11 protein-coding genes and 3 pseudogenes are annotated in these 17,325 nt (G+C 64.6%); 5 read left to right on the top strand and 9 right to left on the bottom strand.

Annotation, left to right across the window (positions count from 1 at the left end):
- Positions 1-50: 50 nt before the first annotated feature.
- The 3 genes and pseudogenes from QIY50_24230 (at position 51) to QIY50_24240 (ending at position 3,620) form a co-directional block, all read left to right on the top strand.
- A pseudogene (locus QIY50_24230) lies at positions 51-1,701 on the top strand (MFS transporter).
- Positions 1,698-2,831 carry an HlyD family secretion protein gene (locus QIY50_24235; GenBank protein WGV20347.1) on the top strand — a complete coding sequence of 378 codons (1,134 nt, stop codon included), beginning with the start codon at positions 1,698-1,700 and terminating at the stop codon, positions 2,829-2,831. The pseudogene QIY50_24230 and the gene QIY50_24235 overlap by 4 nt, the downstream one beginning before the upstream one ends.
- A gap of 195 nt (positions 2,832-3,026) precedes the next feature.
- On the top strand, positions 3,027-3,620 hold the full coding sequence (locus QIY50_24240) for a hypothetical protein (protein ID WGV20348.1): 594 nt from the start codon (positions 3,027-3,029) through the stop codon (positions 3,618-3,620).
- A gap of 118 nt (positions 3,621-3,738) precedes the next feature.
- Here QIY50_24240 and QIY50_24245 read toward each other — a convergent pair whose 3' ends face one another.
- Complete coding sequence (locus QIY50_24245; protein ID WGV20349.1) at positions 3,739-4,614, bottom strand: AEC family transporter; 876 nt, start codon at positions 4,612-4,614, stop codon at positions 3,739-3,741.
- 252 nt (positions 4,615-4,866) lie between these two features.
- Here QIY50_24245 and QIY50_24250 point away from each other — a divergent pair, with 252 nt between their 5' ends.
- On the top strand, positions 4,867-6,165 hold the full coding sequence (locus tag QIY50_24250; GenBank protein WGV20350.1) for an MFS transporter: 1,299 nt from the start codon (positions 4,867-4,869) through the stop codon (positions 6,163-6,165).
- A gap of 163 nt (positions 6,166-6,328) precedes the next feature.
- Here the strand turns inward: QIY50_24250 and QIY50_24255 are convergent, their stop codons facing one another.
- The 8 genes and pseudogenes from QIY50_24255 to QIY50_24290 form a co-directional block, all read right to left on the bottom strand.
- The gene (locus QIY50_24255; protein ID WGV20351.1) at positions 6,329-7,291 is read right to left on the bottom strand and encodes a D-glycerate dehydrogenase; all 963 of its coding nucleotides are present in this window, start codon (positions 7,289-7,291) and stop codon (positions 6,329-6,331) included.
- An 11-nt stretch (positions 7,292-7,302) separates the two neighbouring features.
- A complete protein-coding gene (locus QIY50_24260; protein WGV20352.1) occupies positions 7,303-8,595 on the bottom strand; it encodes an MFS transporter in 1,293 nt (430 codons plus the stop codon).
- A gap of 57 nt (positions 8,596-8,652) precedes the next feature.
- Positions 8,653-9,603: a sugar kinase gene (locus QIY50_24265; protein WGV20353.1), complete on the bottom strand. Its 951-nt coding sequence runs from the start codon at positions 9,601-9,603 to the stop codon at positions 8,653-8,655.
- Positions 9,596-10,384, bottom strand: a complete 789-nt coding sequence (locus QIY50_24270) for an AP endonuclease (GenBank protein ID WGV20354.1) — start codon at positions 10,382-10,384, stop codon at positions 9,596-9,598. Before QIY50_24270 ends, QIY50_24265 begins: the two co-directional genes overlap by 8 nt.
- 67 nt (positions 10,385-10,451) lie before the next feature.
- Positions 10,452-11,471 (bottom strand): transcriptional regulator PtxS, encoded by a 1,020-nt coding sequence (gene ptxS, locus QIY50_24275; protein WGV20355.1) that lies wholly within the window; start codon positions 11,469-11,471, stop codon positions 10,452-10,454.
- 282 nt (positions 11,472-11,753) lie between these two features.
- A pseudogene (locus tag QIY50_24280) lies at positions 11,754-12,999 on the bottom strand (cytochrome c).
- Between the two features lie 12 nt (positions 13,000-13,011).
- Positions 13,012-14,797, bottom strand: a pseudogene (locus QIY50_24285) (GMC family oxidoreductase).
- 3 nt (positions 14,798-14,800) lie between these two features.
- Positions 14,801-15,541 (bottom strand): gluconate 2-dehydrogenase subunit 3 family protein, encoded by a 741-nt coding sequence (locus tag QIY50_24290; protein ID WGV20356.1) that lies wholly within the window; start codon positions 15,539-15,541, stop codon positions 14,801-14,803.
- A 452-nt stretch (positions 15,542-15,993) separates the two neighbouring features.
- Here QIY50_24290 and QIY50_24295 point away from each other — a divergent pair, with 452 nt between their 5' ends.
- On the top strand, positions 15,994-17,322 hold the full coding sequence (locus QIY50_24295; GenBank protein WGV20357.1) for a hypothetical protein: 1,329 nt from the start codon (positions 15,994-15,996) through the stop codon (positions 17,320-17,322).
- Positions 17,323-17,325 lie beyond the last annotated feature (3 nt).

A 17,325-nucleotide genomic window follows, 5' to 3' on the forward strand; every position in this document is an offset into this window, starting at 1 on the left:
AGGAGATAGACTGTTTTCATCCCCCGGCACCCTCAAGTACAGTCTGCCCCATGGACAAATACGCCCCCCGCCAGTGGCTCCCCCACGAAAAACCCAGCCTGCCGGGCTCCCCCTCCACGCCCCTGCACTCCCCCGCCAAACGCCTGGCCTACGGCGTGGTCGGGCTGCTGGTGGCCATCACTGGTGGCCTGGGCAACGCGCTGGTCACCGCCAACCTGGTGTTCCTGCAAGGTGCGCTGGGCGCAACCACGGCGGAGATGGCCTGGCTGCCGGCCGCCTACGTGATGACCAACGTGTCCATCAACCTGCTGCTGGTGAAGTTCCGGCAGCAGTTCGGCCTGCGCGCGTTCACCGAGGTGTTCCTGGTGCTCTATGCCCTGGTTACCTTCGCCCACCTGCTGGTCAACGACCTGAACTCGGCCATCGCCGTACGTGCGGCTCATGGCATGGTCGGTGCCGCGCTCAGCTCGCTGGGGCTTTACTACATGATCCAGGCGTTCCCGGCACAATGGCGGCTGAAGGCGATGGTGCTGGGCCTGGGCGCCTCGCAACTGGCGCTGCCGCTGGCGCGGATCTTTTCCGAAGACCTGCTGCAGATCGCCGAATGGCGCGGCCTGTACCTGTTCGAACTGGGCCTGGCACTGGCCGCTCTGGGCTGCGTGCTGATGCTCAAGCTCCCCCCCGGTGACCGCTTCAAGACCTTCGAGCCGCTGGACTTCCTCACCTTCTCGCTGATGGCCAGCGGCACCGCGCTGCTGTGCGCCGTGCTGTCACTCGGGCGAATCGACTGGTGGCTGGAGGCGCCCTGGATCGGCATGGCCCTGGCGGCCTCGATCGCGCTGGTATTCAGCGGCCTGGCCATCGAGCACAACCGCCAGAACCCGTTGCTGATGACCCGCTGGCTGGGCAGCGGCGCGATCATTCGCCTGGCGCTGTGCGTGGTGCTGATCCGCATGGTCACCTCAGAGCAATCCACCGGGGCGGTCGGCTTCCTGCAGGCGCTGAACCTGGGCAGCGAGCAGATGCGCACGCTGTACGCGGTCATGCTCCTTGGCGCAGTGGCCGGCCTGGCCGGCAGTGCCCTCACCATCAACCCCAACCACCTGGTGATCCCGCTGCTCATCTCGTTGCTGGCCATGGCCACCGGCGCCTTCATGGACAGCAGTTCGAGCAACCTCACTCGCCCTGCGCAGATGTACCTCAGCCAGTTCCTGCTGGCATTCGGCAGCACCTTCTTCCTCGGCCCGTCCATGGCCCTTGGCATCAGCCATGTCCGTGCCAACCCGCGCAACCTGGTGAGTTTTTCGGTACTGTTCGGCATCTGCATACAACCTTGGCGGCCTGATTGGCGCGGCGCTGCTGGGCACCTTCCAGACCTGGCGGGAAAAATTCCACTCCAGCCACCTGATGGATCGCCTCAGCTACCTGGAGCCGTTGGTCACGGCGCGTGTGCAAAGTGGCGGCGCCGGCTACGGCGGCATCATCGCCGACCCGGCCCTGCGCAGCGAAGCCGGCATGCGCCTGCTGGCCAGTGCCGCCACCCGCGAGGCGAATATCATGGCCTACAACGATGTGTTCGTGCTGATCGGCAGCATCGCTATCCTGACCATGGTCTGGATCTGCATTCGAAGCACCTGGCTCTGGCACACGAAACGCCGAACCATTTCCCCTGACTCCACCCCCGGCGCGCCCACCCGATGACCGACGACACCCGCACCACGACCACCACTGCCATTGCCGAAACCCCGGAGGGCGCCACGCCGCCCAGCGAGCCGACCAGCCCGGTGCGTTCGCGGCGGGTGCGTATCCTGTCGTCGATCAGCTTCGCCTGCGTGGCCCTGGCCGGCATCCTGCTGGTGTTGTACGCCTGGCGTCTGCCGCCATTCAGCAGTGCCATCGAAAGCACCGAGAACGCGCTGGTACGCGGCCAGGTGACCATCATCGGGCCGCAGTTGAGCGGCTATATCGTCGATGTGCCGGTGCATGACTTCCAGTTCGTCAAGGCCGGCGACCTGCTGGTGCAACTGGATGACCGCATCTACAAACAACGCCTGGCCCAGGCCATCGCCCAGCTGCAGCAACAACAGGCGGCCCTGGCCAACAACCTGCAGCAGCGTAAAAGTGCCGAGGCCAGCATTGCCCAGCGCCAGGCTGCCATCGACGATGCTGCGGCCCAGGCAGCCAAGGCCAGGGCCGACCTCAGCCGCAACCAGGCGCTGGTCAGCGATGGCTCGGTGTCACGCCGCGACCTGGACCTGGCCCGCGCCAGTGAGGCCGCGGCGGTCGCCAGCCTGGCCCAGGCCAAGGCGGCCCTGGAAATCGCCCGCCAGGATCGCGAAACCGTGGTGGTCAACCGGGCCGCGCTGGAGGCCTCGGTGGAAAACGCCAAGGCCGCCGTGGAGCTGGCCCGCATCGACCTCGACAACACCCGCGTCACCGCCCCGCGCGACGGCCAGCTGGGGCAGATCGGTACGCGCCTGGGGGCTTATGTCAATTCCGGCGCGCAGCTGATGGCGCTGGTACCCGACACCCTGTGGGTGATTGCCAACATGAAAGAAACCCAGATGGCCAATGTACGCATAGGCCAGCCGGTGAGTTTTACCGTGGATGCGCTGAACCACCTGAAGCTGCATGGGCACGTGCAGCAGGTTTCACCGGCCACCGGCTCCGAGTTCGCCTTGCTGCAGGCGGATAATGCCACCGGCAACTTCGTCAAGATTGCCCAGCGCATTCCGGTACGGATTACCGTGGATGCCGACCAGCCAGAGGCCAAACGCTTGCGGCCGGGGATGTCGGTGGTGGTCAGTATCGATACGCGTAGCCAGGATTGATTTGTTGCCACTGGCCTCTTCGCGGGTAAACCCGCTCCCACAGGTTCACCACAGGTCTTCAAAACTGTGCAATACCCGCAAAGAGGCCAGCGAAGCACATGCAGAGATGCCGTCTTGCCATGATTGCACCGCTCTGGCCCGTAGGTTCTAATCGCGCACGACCCGTTTGCCTTCGTCACTCAAGGAAGTGTCACCATGTACAGGAAGACCCTGCCGCTGGCGCTGTTGGCCACCCTGGCCGGTTGCTCGAACAGCGAGGACACCAGCGAGGCCAGTTTCCACAAGGCCGCCCAGGCCTACCTCGATAGCCAATACCCGTACTGCTTCATCACCAGTTCATTCCCCACCAGAACCCAGGATTTCGACCTCCATGGCACCAACAAGGCACTGCATGCCTTGGCCCAGGTAGGCGTGGTCAGCGAAAAGGAGATTTCGCGCACCGAGGTGCCCGCCCGCCTGTGGCAAGCGGCACGCACGGACATCTACTACGCCTATGACCTCACCGACGAAGGCCGAAAGTACTACAAGGCAGATAGCGGGCTGTGCTTCGGCAAGGCTCAGGTCACCGCGATCGAGCAGTTCAGTGAGCCGAGCGAGGTGACCGGGCAGAAGATGTCGAATGTGACCTATGCCTACAAGATCACCGGGTTACCGGCTTGGGCTGCCAATGAACAAGTGAAAGCCAGCGTCGCGGAACTGGGCAAGGCGGTGGCCAGCAATGACACGCCGCTCAAGGAAACCCGGGCGATGGTGCTAACCAGCCAGGGGTGGCGGTTGCAGGAGAAATAGCCGTTTGCCGTGTCGGCCTCTTCGCGGGTAAACCCGCTCCCACAGGTCCCTCACAGGCCTTGAGACCTGCGCAGTACCTGTGGGAGCGGGTCTACCCGCGAAAGGGCCGGTACAGGTTTTACATCCACCAGGCCAGCACCACCGGCAACCAGGCAAACGACAGCACCGTGGAACACATCACCAGGTTCGCCACCTGCTCCGGCTCGCGATTGGCGCGCACCGCCATCAGGTAGTTGAACACCGCCACCGGCATTGCCGACTGCACCACCAGCACTGCGCGCTCCAGGCTGGCCATGCCCAGCGCCGCGCCTACTGCCCAGCCCACGGCAGCCCCCAGGCCGATGCGCAAACCGCCCAGCAGCATACCCCTGCCCACATGGCGCAGGCGGATGCTGGCCAGCGACACACCCAATGTCAGCAACATCAGCGGAATGGTCATGCCGCCCAGCAGGTCTGCCGTATTGGCCAGCCAGCGCGGCAGTTTGAAATCAAGAAAGATGATCGGCATGGCGCCGGCCAGGCTGATCACGATGGGGTTGCGCAGCAGTGCCTTGAGCGATGCGGCAGTACCGGAGATTGCCATGCCGAGTGTGAACTGCACGATCGACAGGGTCAGGAAGAACGCCACGGCCAGGGCCAGGCCGTGTTCGCCAAAGGCATACAGGCTGATCGGCAGGCCCATGTTGCCGGTATTAGGGAACATGAACGCCGGCAACAGCACTCGCCAGTGCATGCCCGAAGCGCGACACACCAGCAAGCCGGCCAGGGCCATGCCCAAGGTGCACAGCAGGCAGGCCATGGCCATGCTGGTGAAGGCGTTCGGGTCCAGTTCGGTGCGGCTGAGCGTAGACAGTACCAGCGACGGGGTGCCGACGGTCATCACCACCCGAGCGATGAATTCGGTGGGGTAGTCCAGGCCCTTGCGGGCCCAGGCATAGCCGATGCCGGCGACGATGAAAACCGGCGCCAGCACGGCGAACAGCGAAGCGAACATGGTGGCCTTCCTTGGAAGTGGGCCCGGTATTATGCCGCAGGCTGCGGCGTCTCGTCGCACACCCATGCCCCTTGGGCAAAGCCGCACAAGCCCGTAGAATCGCGCTTCCTTTTCGCCTGTCGCCTTGAACGGTGGCAACCGGCAGCGTCGCATCCAGCCCAGGCACATCCGTGCAGCCCTCGGCCCCGTCAGGGTCGAGCCGGTGTGCGCGTCCGAAAAGGCGCTCATCCGCTCATCCAACCAGAGGTACCTATGTCTCCGCGTTTGCTGGCCATGGCGCTGGCGCCCCTGCTCGGGCTGTTCATCATTGCCCTGGGCAACGGCTTCATGTCTTCCCTTACCACCCTGCGCCTGGGCGCAGCCGGCGAGTCGGCCACCACCATCGGCGTGGTCTCCTCGACCTATTTCATCGGCCTGACCCTGGGTGCCATTTTCAACGACCGGCTGATCCTGCGCATCGGCCATATCCGCGCCTACACCAGCTTCGCCTCGCTGATCGCCGTGACCATCCTGCTGCAAGGCCTGTTCTACGACGTCACCTGGTGGTCGCTGCTGCGCCTGATCAACGGCTGGGCGGCGGTGGGCGTGTTCCTGGTGATCGAAAGCTGGCTGCTGCTGGCCGGCGACGCCAAGATCCGCGGCCGCCTGCTAGCGCTGTACATGATCGCCTTCTACGGCGCCGGGGTGATCGCCCAGGCCGGCCTTGGCGAAATCACCCACATGGGTGACACCGCACCGTTCATGCTGGCCGGCGTGCTCGCCGCCCTGTCGGTCCTGCCCATCGTGATCCTGCCGCGGGTATCACCGTTGCTGGACCAGGTCGAACCGCTCAAGCCGCGCCAGTTGCTGGGCGTGGCACCGTCAGGACTGGTCGGCTGCTTTGGTTCGGGCGTGGCCATTGCCGGCATCTATGCCCTGCTGCCGCTGTACCTGCAGCGCATCGGCCTGGATGTGGGTGAGGTCGGCAACATGATGGCCTGGGTGATTCTGGGGGCGATGTTGCTGCAATACCCGGTCGGGCGCTGGTCTGACCGCAAGGACCGCCAGGATGTGCTGATCGCCCTGGCCGCGCTGTGCGTGCTGCTGTCACTGGTTACGGTATTCCTGCCGTCGGACTCGATCCTGCTGCCGGCCATGCTGTTCCTGCTGGGCGGTGGCGTCTTTACCCTGTACCCGGTGGCGGTCAGCCATGCGGCCGACCGGGCGCCGTCCGATGCGCTGGTGCCGATGATCCAGGGCCTGCTGCTGATCAACTCGCTGGGTTCGGCCATGGCGCCGGTGGCGATTTCGCCGATGATGACCGAGTTTGGCGAGGCCGGGTTGTTCTGGGCCTTTGCCGTGGTCAACCTGGCCATGGTGTGCTTCTTCATGTGGCGCCGTGGCAAGCGCCCGGCGGCAGAGCACCCGGCCCCGTTCACCGCGTCGACCACCTTCTCGCCGACCGGTGCCGAACTGCGGGTGACCGAAGACCTGATGCATGCGGCGCAGGAGCACCCGCCGCTGGAGCCGGTAGAGGCTGCTGGGCAGGCGCAGCGCTCAGAATCGCATTGACTCCGGGGCACATGATTCATTGAATCAGCAGTGACCCTGTGGGAGCGGGCGCGCCCGCGAACACCGGCGCAGCCGGTGCCATCCACCGCGCCGCCTGTTTCGCGGGCATGCCCGCTCCCACAGGGCCCCATCAGCTGAAGGAATGTGCCGTACCTGTGGGGTGTTAGCCATTCACCAAGTTCGCCGGGCGCTCGCCGGCCAGCGCACTGAGCAGGTTGTCCACCGCACAGCGCGCCATGGCCTGGCGGGTTTCTTCGGTTGCCGAGCCGATATGCGGGGTCGCCACCACGTTGTCCAGTTGCAGCAACGGCGACTGCGCCGACAACGGCTCCTGCGCGAACACATCCAGGCCGGCGCCGCGTATGCGCCGGGCACGCAACGCTTCGATCAGCGCCGGCTCGTCCACCACGCGCCCGCGGGAAATGTTCACCAGGATTGCCTGCGGCTTCATCAGCGCCAGCTCCCGCGCGCCGACCAGGCCTTCGGTGCTGGCACTCAGCGGTACCGTCAGGCAAACGAAATCCGCCTGCTGCAACAGTTCATCCAGGCTGCATTGACGCGCGGCATAGCGCGCCTCCACCGCAGGCTTGGCACGCTGACTGTGATACAGCACCCGCATGCCGAAGCCCGCCGCAGCGCGCCGGGCCAAGGCCTCGCCAATGCGGCCCATACCGACGATGCCCAGCGTCTTGCCGTGCACATCGCAGCCGAAATGCGCTGGGCCGAGGTTGGCCTGCCAGTGGCCTTCTCGCACCCAGTTCGCCAGTTCCACAACCCGCCTGGCGGTGGCCAGGATCAAGGCAAAGCCCGTGTCGGCGGTGGTTTCGGTCAGCACGTCGGGCGTGTTGGTCAACATCACGCCACGCCGGCCTAGTTCGGCGATGTCGTAGTTGTCCACGCCGACCGAAACACTGGACACCACTTCCAGTTGCGGCGCCAGGTCGAGCAGGCTGGCGTCCAGGCGCAGGCTGGCCCCCAGCAGCCCGTGCGCACCCGGCAGGGCGTCGCGCAGGCGCGCCAGGCCATCGGGCCCTGAGGTATCCACCCAAGTCACCTCGACGCGCTCTTGCAGGCGTGCCATCAAGTCGTCAGACAGGCGTTTGTACAGCACGATTCGCTTTTTCATTGCACAGATTCCTAATGGTTCATGGCCAGACGCGAGTTGTTGCGCCTGGCCCGGCCAGATGTCTGGGAAGTATTGAGTGCGGCAGTAAGCGCAACGGCGGCCAGCAGCGCACCGCACATGAACAGGTAGGAGGCACCAGGCCCGCCCGTGACGCCATTGAGGTAACCCACCAGCCACGAGCCACCGAACGAGCCCAGCGCACCCATGCTGTTGATCAGCGCCATGGCACCACCGGCGACGTTGGCCGGCAGGATTTCGGGCACGATCGCGAAGAACGGGCCATAGGGGGCGTACATGCAGGCGCCGGCGACCACCAGCAACGCGTACGATAGCCAGAAGTGCTCGCTGCCCAGGGCGTAGGAGCCATAGAACGCCACGGCGGCGATCAGCAGTGGCGGCCAGACAAAGCGCTTGCGCTTCTGCATGCGGTCGGACGCCCACGACACACCGACCATGGCCAGCACCGCCGCCAGGTAAGGTACCGACGACAGCCAGCCGGCCTGCACGATGTCGAGGTTGGCCGCCTGCTTGAGGATCGACGGCAACCACAGCACGAAGCCATACACACCGATGCTCCAGCAGAAGTACTGCAGCGCAAGGATGATCACCTGCGGCGAGCGGAACGCCTCGCGGTAATTCTTCACCGGCTTGATGCCTTGCTGCTCTGCAGCCAGCGCCTGCTCCAGGTCGGCCTTTTCCTGCGCACTCAGCCAGTTCACCTGGGCCGGGCGGTCATCCACCAGGCGCCACCAGAAGAACGCCCAGATCACCGCAGGCAGGCCTTCGATGATGAACATCCAGCGCCAGTCGTAATGCTTGACGAGGTAACCCGACACCACCGACATCCACAGGATGGTCACCGGGTTGCCGAGGATCAGGAAGGTATTGGCGCGCGAACGCTCGGCGCGGGTGAACCAGTGGCACAGATAAACCAGCATGGCCGGCATCACCGCCGCCTCCACCACCCCGAGCAGGAAGCGGATGCCGATCAGCATGTAGACGTTGCTGACCACACCGGTGAGCGTGGCAAGGCCGCCCCAGAGAATCAGGCAGACAAAGATCAGCTTCTTCACGCTGCGCTTTTCGGCGTAGATGGCGCCCGGCACCTGGAAGAAGAAGTAACCAAGAAAGAACAGCGCCCCCAGCAGAGAAGACAGTGCTGGGGTGATATGCAGGTCTTCAGCCATGCCGGAGGCGGCGGCGAACCCGTAGTTGGCGCGGTCCAGGTACGCCAGGCTATAGGTGAAGAACACGATCGGGATGATGTACCACCAGCGGCGAGGTGCCAGGCTTTGGCTTTGCATGGTTCGTTTCTCCTGAGCTTGTTGTTTTTGTTGCAACAGGTGTTTCGGGTCAAGTGTTCAGGCGCTTCTGCGCAGGTCGTGGGCTTGCAGCTCTTGGCGCAGCGGCAGCCCTTCCATGTCGCCACGCGACTGCACGGCGCGGCTGCCGCACCAGTTGCCACGCGCCACTGCTTCGGCTACGGGGCGGCCCTCCAGCAGCGCACTGAGCACGCCGACAGCAAAGGCATCGCCGGCACCAACGGTGTCCACCACCTGGCTGACCGGCACTGGCGCAACCTGGCCTTCGCCCTTGGCGCTGCGGAAGTAGGCACCGGCGTCGCCCAGCTTGATCACCACCAGTTCCACCCCTTGGTCGAGGTAGAACGCGGCGATGTCTGCAGGGGTGTGCTGGCCGCTCAGCAGGCGGCCCTCTTCCAGACCGGGCAGAACCCAGTCGGCCTTTACTGCCAGGGCATTGATTTCTCGCACCATGCTGCTGTGGTCAGGCCACAGCGAGGGGCGCAGGTTGGGGTCGAACGAGATGGTGCGACCGGCGGCACGCATGGCATCCATCAACGCATGGGACAACGCCCGGCAACCGTCCGACAGCGCCGGCGGGATGCCGGTGGCGTGCAAATGGCGGGCCTGCACAAAGCCTGGGCGCAGCAGCGCCGGCGACAGTCGGCTGGCCGCCGAACCACGGCGGAAGTACTCCACCGCCGGGTCGCTGCCGTCATCGCAGCGGGCCTTGAGCTGGAAGCCGGTGGGGTAGCTGGCATCCACCTCGACACCGGAGCAGTCCAGGCCTTCGCGGCGCAGGCTGTCGAGCACGAAACGGCCCAGCGAATCGTCGCCCACCCGGCTCAGCCAGCGGACCTTGAAGCCCAGCCGCGCCAGGCCGATGGCCACGTTGCTGTCGGCGCCGGCGATACGCTTGCCGAACTGACCGACACTGGCCAGGTCACCGGCCTGCTCGGCGACGAACATGGCCATGGTCTCGCCGAAACACAACACGTCATGCTCATGCATGGCTCAGCACCCCACTCGATACGCCCTGCCCCAGCGCCGCCAGATCGCGCACCTGGGCGCGGGTCAGCGCCAGCAGATCGTCGCTCACCAGCGGGTACTCGACAGCGCGTACCACGCCAGGGGTGAACTCGGCCATCAGCTCGGCCCATGCCTGCAGGTCCGAGGCCTCTGGCGGCACGGCAACCAGGCGCCCATCGGCCCGGCGCTGCACAGCCTTGCAATGCACGTAGCGCACCCAGCGGCCAAGCTGGCGCGCGGCATGCCGGGCAGGCTCGCCCTGCCACTGCCAGTTACCGATATCGAAGGTCATGCCCACCGTCAGCCCGAGCGCATCGGCGCGCTGGAAAAACTGCTGCAGGGGGGCAATGCGCCCACCTTGCGCGGTCTGGTCGTTCTCAACCAGCAGCAACGGCCCGTGCGCCGGCAACAGCGTCGCCAAGGCCGCGACGTCACAGCTCGCCTGGAAGTGGCCCAGGGACACTTTGAGCGCTACCGCGCCAAGGCCGCGGGCGATTTCCAGCTTGTGCGCCAATTGCGGGTCCGGCACACCTTGTGCGGTCCACAGTTCGAGGGGCGTGGAATACAGGCACTCCAGGCCCAGTGCGGCAATGGCCGCGGCCAGCGCTGCAGTATCCGGCGCACGGGTGAACAGTTCTTCGCGCAGTTCCACGCGAGTGACGCCGGCGGCAGCCAGCAGGTCAATGAACTGCTCCTGGCCACGTTGCCGGACGAAGTCGGCACCGTAGCTGGAGAGGCTGATGGAAACGGGGTTCGAATGCATTGTTGTTGTCCTTATGAAACCGGTTTCATTTTTTATCGGCAGCAGGCACGCAGATGCCTGCCTCTGATTACTGTGGCTGGGTTGAACCTCGGATGATCAGCGCGGCCTTGAAGTCGATGCGCCGGGCTGCCCCGCTGTCGCCGCGCAGGCGACCAAGCAGGCTTTCGAATGCGGCCACGCCGATGCGCTCGGTGGGCTGGGCCAGTGCAGTGATGCCATTGCCGACCAAGGGGTACCAGTCGAGGTCGTCGAGGGCGATCAGCCCGACGTCGGCGAACAGATTGTGCCCTGCCTCATGCAGGGCCCGGGTCACGGCCAGGGTGGCGACACCGTTGAAGGTGAAGATGGCCTGCGGGCCATGGCCCCTGCCGGCGAGGAACGAAGCCAGCTGGTCATCCAGGCCGGCGCCGGTTTCCAGCACCTGCTGGCGCATGCCGGGGCGACGGCTGATCGACGTGCCGAACGCCTGCACCCGCTCAAGGCGCGAACTGGTGCCATCAAGGGGCTCGGTTACCGCCAGGATGTCGCGGTAGCCCTGCGCCTGCAGGTGGTCGAGGGCCTGCTCGACCGCGTCGGCATTGTCCAGGCCCACCAGGTCGACATTCAGTTCGGGCAACTGGCGGTCGACCAGCACCATGGGGATGTCGCGCTGCAGGTTGAGCAATTCGCCGGGGTGATGGCCGAGCGTGTTCACGATCAGCCCTTCGACGTTGTACGACTGCAGGGCTACGAGGTGGTGACGCTCCTGCTCGTCGTCGCGGTTGGTATTGCATACCACCAGGCTGTAGCCGTGCTGGCGGCAGGCAGTTTCCACGCCATGCATCACGGCGACCGAATAGGGGTTGAGGATATCGGCCACCAGCATGCCGATCAGGCGCGTCTGGCCGCGTTTCAGGCCACGGGCCATCTGGTTGGGGCGGTAACCGAGGCGCTCGATGACCTCTTCCAGGCGCTTGGCGGTGGCTTCGGCGAGCAACTGGCGGTCGCCACCGATGTAACGCGAGACGGTGGCCTTGGAAACGCCAGCGACACGCGCTACTTCGCTGATGGTGACCCGTTCGCGGGCATGGGCAGGCGCGTCGGTCATGGGCTGTCCTTATGATTGTTGTGATAGCGATGAAACCGGTTTCAATACAGCAAAATCGCACCTGTTAGTCAACCTGCCGTTGGTCGGCTCTGCTACAAAAAGGTGTTATACAGGATGAAAAGCACCTGACAACAAATTGATATTAAAGGAAATATAACTGAGGAACTTTGTGGGAGCGGGCGCGCCCGCGAACACCGGCGAAGCCGGTGCCATTCACCGCGTCGCCTGCTTCGCGGGCACGCCCGCTCCCACAGGAGCAAGTCTCACCCACCCAGGATTGGGTCAGCGAAGGGCTTTCACATCACCAGCCGTAACGGCGCTGCCCTGGTTACCCCAACTGGTGCGGATGAAGTTCACCACCTCGGCAACCTCCTGGTCACTCAGGCGCCAGCCGAAGGCCGGCATGGTGAAGTTCGACGGCGCCGCGTGCGTCGCCGGCACCGTGCCCCCCGCCAACACCACGTGGATCAGCGATGTGGCGTCCGCCGTCTGCACCACCGGGTTGCCAGCCAGGGCCGGGAACACGCGGGTATAGCCCTGGCCATCGGTACGGTGACAGGCCGCGCAGTTGTCGATGTACACCGCCGCCCCGGGCTTGCTGTCGTCGCCCTTCCACAGCGCATCCGCAACCTGTTTGTCGTACACGTGCGGGCGGTCGTCAGGGTTACTCGGTGGTAGCGTCTTCAGGTAGCGGGCGATAGCGGTCAGGTCGGCATCGCTCAGGTGTTGCATGCTGTGCTCGACTACGTCGCTCATGCCACCGAACACGGCGCTGCGGTCGCTACGGCCAGTCTTGAGAAACTGCACCAGCTGCTCCTCGCTCCAGCTACCCAGGCCGTCCTTGTGGTCACCACGCAGGTTCTTGGCAATCCAGCCTTCCAGCGGTGCACTGCCGGCCAGGAACTGCTCGCCATCCTGTGGGCTGAGTGCCTTTTCCTGCATGGTCAGCGCCCGGGGCGTATGGCACGCACCACAGTGCCCCAGGCCCTCGACCAGGTAGGCACCACGGTTGACAACCGGGTCGGCCGCCGCCGATGCCTGCCAAGGCTTGGCCTCTGGGGCGAACAACCCGCGCCAGATCGCCAGCGGCCAGCGCATGCTCAGTGGCCAGGGGATGTCGCTGGCCTTGTTCGGTTGCTCGACCGGTTCCACGCCTTTCATGAAGTAGGCATACAGCGCCTGCATATCCTGCTCGCTGACGCGCGCATAGGACGGGTATGGCATGGCGGGATAAAGGGTGCTGCCGTCCTTGCCGATGCCCCTGCGCACCGCCTGGTCGAAGTCTTCGAAGCTGTACTGGCCAATACCACTGGCCGCCGGAGTGATGTTGGTGGAGTACACCGTGCCGATCGGTGCTTTCCATCGGCAGCCCGCCGGCGAACGGCTTGCCGCCCTTGGCGGTATGGCAGGCGACACAGTCGCCGGCGCGGGCCAGGTACTCGCCCTGGCGCACCTGCGCATCGTCATTCGATGCAGCCTGGGCAGCCAGGCTGGCGCCCAGCAAGGTTGCGATCAACATTGTCTTCATGCGCATCGCTCCTCAAGCCTGAACCAGCGGGCCAGGGTTTTTCAGGTACTGCTCGCGGATGGCGCGGGCCGACCAGTAAGTCAGCGCAGCCACCAGTCCGGTCGGGTTGTAACCCAAGCCTTGCGGAAACGCCGAGGCGCCCGGGACGAACACGTTGTGCACGTCCCAACTTTGCAGGTAGCGGTTCAACGCACTGGTTTTCGGATCGGTGCCCATGATCGCGCCGCCGTTCAGGTGAGTGGTCTGGTAGCTGGCGGTGTTGAAGTGGTCCTTGACCTTCTTGCCCAGCACGGCAATGGTCTTGGGGTTCATCGCCAAGGCGATTTTGCTGAGCTTGTCGACCATGAACTGGTTCATCCTGATGTCGTTTTCCTGCCAGTCGAAGGTCATGCGCAGCAGCGGCTGGCCGTAGGCGTCGCGGTAGGTCGGGTCAAGGTCCAGGTAGTTGCCGCGGTAGGACTGGTGGGCACCATGGGCGTCCATCGACACCTGGTGGGTATAGTAATCTGCGGTGGCTTTCTTCCAGGCGCTGCCCCAGGCCGGTGTGCCGGGAGGGGTAGCGCCGCCGGCAATCGGCCGTGTGCCGGCCTGGTTCACCCACATGGGCGAGCCACCGACGAAGCCGTGCGGGCCATGATCGAAGTTGTCGGCGTTGAAATCATCGATGGCAATACCGTTGCCACCGGCGCCGATGAAGTTGTTGGTGTATGTGTCCTTGTCGAAGAACGCCTTGACCGTACCCATGTTCTGGTAGGCAAAGTTACGCCCCACCACGCCTTCGTTCTTGACTGGGTCGTACGGTTTGCCGATGCCCGACAGCAGCATCAGGCGCACGTTGTTGAACTGGAACGCCGCCAGGATCACCAGGTCCGCCGGCTGCTCCACTTCCCGCCCCTGGGCATCGATGTAGGTCACCCCGGTGGCCTTGCGCTTGCTGTCGTCCAGGTTCACCCGCAGCACATGGGCGTTGGGCCGCAATTCGAAGTTCGGCACCTGGCGCAGCGCCGGCAGGATGTTCACGTTGGGCGAGGCCTTGGAGTACATGTAGCACACGTAGCCGCTGCAGAAACCGCAGAAGTTGCAAGGCCCCATCTGCGCCCCATACGGGTTGGTGTACGCGCCGGAGGTGTTGGCCGAGGGCAGGTTGTAAGGCTTGTAGCCCAGGCTGGCCGCCGCCTTTTCAAACAGCCTGGCCGACACCACGTTTTTCTGCGAGGGCAGCGGGAACGGGCTGGAACGGTCCGGCGCATAGGGGTTGCCGCCCTTCCCTTCGCCAACGACCTGGCCGTTGACAGTCCAGGCCTGGCCAGAAGTACCGAATACCTTTTACGGCAAAGTCGAAGTGCGGTTCCAGTTCTTCGTAGCTGACCCCGAAGTCCTGGATCGTCATGTCTTCAGGGATGAACTTGCGCCCGTAGCGTTCTTCGTAGTGGCTGCGCATGCGCAACTCCATCGGGTCCACCCGGAAGTGCACGCCCGACCAGTGCAGCCCTGCGCCACCTACACCTTTACCCGGCAGGAAGGCACCGAGCTGGCGATTGGGCAGTGCCACGTCGTTCATGCCGTGGCGGATGGTGACGGTTTCCTTCGACACGTCTACGAACAGCTTCTTGCGCACGCTGTAGGTCAGTTCGTCGATCACCTGCGGGTAGCTGCCTTCCGGGTAGGTGTCCTGCATAGGCCCTCGCTCCAGGGCCACCACTTGCAGCCCGGCCTCGGTCAGCTCCTTGGCCATGATCGCGCCGGCCCAGCCGAAGCCCACGATTACCGCGTCCACTTTCTTCATCACGCTCGCCATGCCTCAGGCCCTCTCGCCACGGATCGAAACAGCCGGAAACGGGTAAGGCTCGTTGCGCTCGACCCAATCCATGAAATCGGCGCGGGCGCCGGGGAAGCCGATCTGGGTCCAGCCGACCATGCCTTTGTTACCGCCATGGATCGGGTCACAGAAGAATCCTTCACGGGTGTTCTGCACCAGCAAGCTGAAGAACAGCTTGGCCGGCACGGTGTCGAAAACCAGCTCGCCAGCTTCGACCTTGCTGAGAACATGGTCCCGGGTAGCGCTATCTTGCGCAGCAAAAACTTGCCCGGAGTTGGCCTTGCACCAGCCGTCCACGGCGGCGATGCCCAGGCGGTAGATCTGTTGCGGGCTGAGTTGCAGCTGGTAACCCAGTTCGGGCGCGGCGTCGGCCTTGAACGGGCCTTGCATGTACCACTGCGCGCCGGTTGCATAAGGGGTGTTCATCTGCCGGTCGATGAATTCGGCAGCGCCGGCTTCAAGTGCGCCAGGGCCAAGCTCGTCGGCCGGGATAATGCGCGAGACGGCTGCCTGCACGAAGGCCCACTCCTCGGCAGTGAAGAAGGTCGGCTGGTAGTTGCCCGCTGGCGGCGTGGCCGGCACTTTCGGTTCATGTTGCGGGGCCGCAAGCAGCTGACCAGCGCCCACGCCAAGGCCAGTGCTGGCCACGGTTACCACAGGGATCAAGGTCAAGGTCTTGCGCAGAAAATCCCTGCGCGGGTTGTCTGGGGCATGCTCAGGCATTGCGAATCCTCATCGGCTGTATGCGGCCTTGAAAAGCGCCATCTGATTTTCAATACGGGGCAGTGGTCTTGATAGGCCATCAACAAAACAGCCGGATAATCTAGCGCGTTCAGAAATGTTTTGAAACCGGTTTCAGACCTGAACTGGAAGGGCTGCCTGGACGTTGGGCCAGCCTGCGCCCTGGCGGTTGCATGGACATCCATGAGCGAGGCCCGCGCCCACAGGGCCGCGTTCACGCAAGTGTCATGATTGGGGAGGTACGACCCTGCCCCACTCCCCAACCTTGGGGGACACGGCGCCCAACGGCAAACGCCTGCGAACACCCTTGCAAAAGAATTGGATCCCTTGCGCTGCAAGGGCTACAGCATGTTTTTTTCGGCTTGGCACGCCTATTGCCGATCTCCTGCCAGACGCCCCAAGTCCATGGGCCCGTTTGCAGGAGGAAATGACTCATGCACCGACCGATACCTCACCCGCTGGCAATGGCGATTTTCGCCGGCATGCTCCAGCTCCCGGCGCAGGCTGCCTTGAATGCTGTCGACCCCGGCGCCTATGTCCCCGCCAACGGCAATTTCCCCGCTTGGTACCAGGACAGTCACGGTCGCACTCTCGATTTGTGCCTGACCAAGGCGGTCAGCTCGCGTGTCCCTGGCGCGCCCGGAGCACCATCGTACATGTGCACCCTGCTGCCCACCCCTGGCGTGTTCGACGATACTCAACCCATCGCCTTCCCCGGCAACTTCCCCGATGAGGCGTTCTGGTTCACCGCCGACGCCACCATCGTCGATGCGGCGCGCGGTATCGACTTGGGCTATGGCACGGCGATAGAGGCCGCGTTCGGCTCTGGGGACCCTGTCGATGGCGATCAGGTCAGCTTCGCCCGGGTGCGTATCCGGGTCGATGTTCCCACCGCCGGCACCTACGTGATTACCCACCCCTATGGCGTCGAAGTGTTCGACGTACCCGCCGGGGGGCGCCGGGCGATCAACATGACCCGTGATATCGGTATTGGCGGTGCAGGCGACTTTACCGGCGCGCTCAAAGGCGACGTTGGGCCGTTCCTGCGCAGCGTCAACGGGCCCTACACCGAAGGCAGCGAGCGCTTCATCGGCGACCCGAACCTGGAAGAACGGGTGACCGGCAGCCCGTTCAACACCAACTATGTACGCATCGAAGGCCCCGGCGGCATCGACCTGCGCACCGAGCTGTTCGCGATCTCGGGCAAGCTTTCTACGGTGGCCTTGCCAACCCCGTTGATGCCGCAACGCAGTACCTACTCGCGGCATACCGAAAACGGCGACCTGCGCGCCCAGCAGGACATCTTCGTCATGGCCCCACCACCACCGGCCAGCGTCGCCCTGACCAGCCAGACCCCCAACCTGAACCTCACCGAGGCCAACGGCACGGGTGCCTGGTATGCCCAGTCGGTGCTCGACCCGGCTGCCGGAACGATCCTGACGCTCACCGCCGACAACAGTGTGGCGATTCCCACCAGCAGCCTGACCAGCGCCAACGTGCCACTGACCGACCTGGTCACCATCACCCAGGCCCGGTACCGCCTGTCTACCGGCGAGCTGACCCTGGTGGCCAGCACCAGCGACGAGACCACGCCGCCGGTACTTACCGCGCACACCGGCAACGGCACGTTGATCGGCAACCTGAGCGGCAACGGCGCGGTGAAGACGCTGAACACCACCCTCTCGCCCATCCCGCCGGCCAAGGTGCAGGTCACCAGTGCCAATGGCGGTAGCGACACCGAAGACGTGGTGCTGGTGCCATGAACA

This window comes from Pseudomonas putida (assembly GCA_029953615.1).
Classification (GTDB): Bacteria; Pseudomonadota; Gammaproteobacteria; order Pseudomonadales; family Pseudomonadaceae; genus Aquipseudomonas.

Coding starts and splice junctions, on each gene's coding strand:
- QIY50_24235 (WGV20347.1), top strand. CDS start 1,698: ATGACCGACGACACCCGCACCACGACCACCACTGCCATTGCCGAAACC.
- QIY50_24240 (WGV20348.1), top strand. CDS start 3,027: ATGTACAGGAAGACCCTGCCGCTGGCGCTGTTGGCCACCCTGGCCGGT.
- QIY50_24245 (WGV20349.1), bottom strand. CDS start 4,614: ATGTTCGCTTCGCTGTTCGCCGTGCTGGCGCCGGTTTTCATCGTCGCC.
- QIY50_24250 (WGV20350.1), top strand. CDS start 4,867: ATGTCTCCGCGTTTGCTGGCCATGGCGCTGGCGCCCCTGCTCGGGCTG.
- QIY50_24255 (WGV20351.1), bottom strand. CDS start 7,291: ATGAAAAAGCGAATCGTGCTGTACAAACGCCTGTCTGACGACTTGATG.
- QIY50_24260 (WGV20352.1), bottom strand. CDS start 8,595: ATGCAAAGCCAAAGCCTGGCACCTCGCCGCTGGTGGTACATCATCCCG.
- QIY50_24265 (WGV20353.1), bottom strand. CDS start 9,603: ATGCATGAGCATGACGTGTTGTGTTTCGGCGAGACCATGGCCATGTTC.
- QIY50_24270 (WGV20354.1), bottom strand. CDS start 10,384: ATGCATTCGAACCCCGTTTCCATCAGCCTCTCCAGCTACGGTGCCGAC.
- ptxS (WGV20355.1), bottom strand. CDS start 11,471: ATGACCGACGCGCCTGCCCATGCCCGCGAACGGGTCACCATCAGCGAA.
- QIY50_24290 (WGV20356.1), bottom strand. CDS start 15,541: ATGCCTGAGCATGCCCCAGACAACCCGCGCAGGGATTTTCTGCGCAAG.
- QIY50_24295 (WGV20357.1), top strand. CDS start 15,994: ATGCACCGACCGATACCTCACCCGCTGGCAATGGCGATTTTCGCCGGC.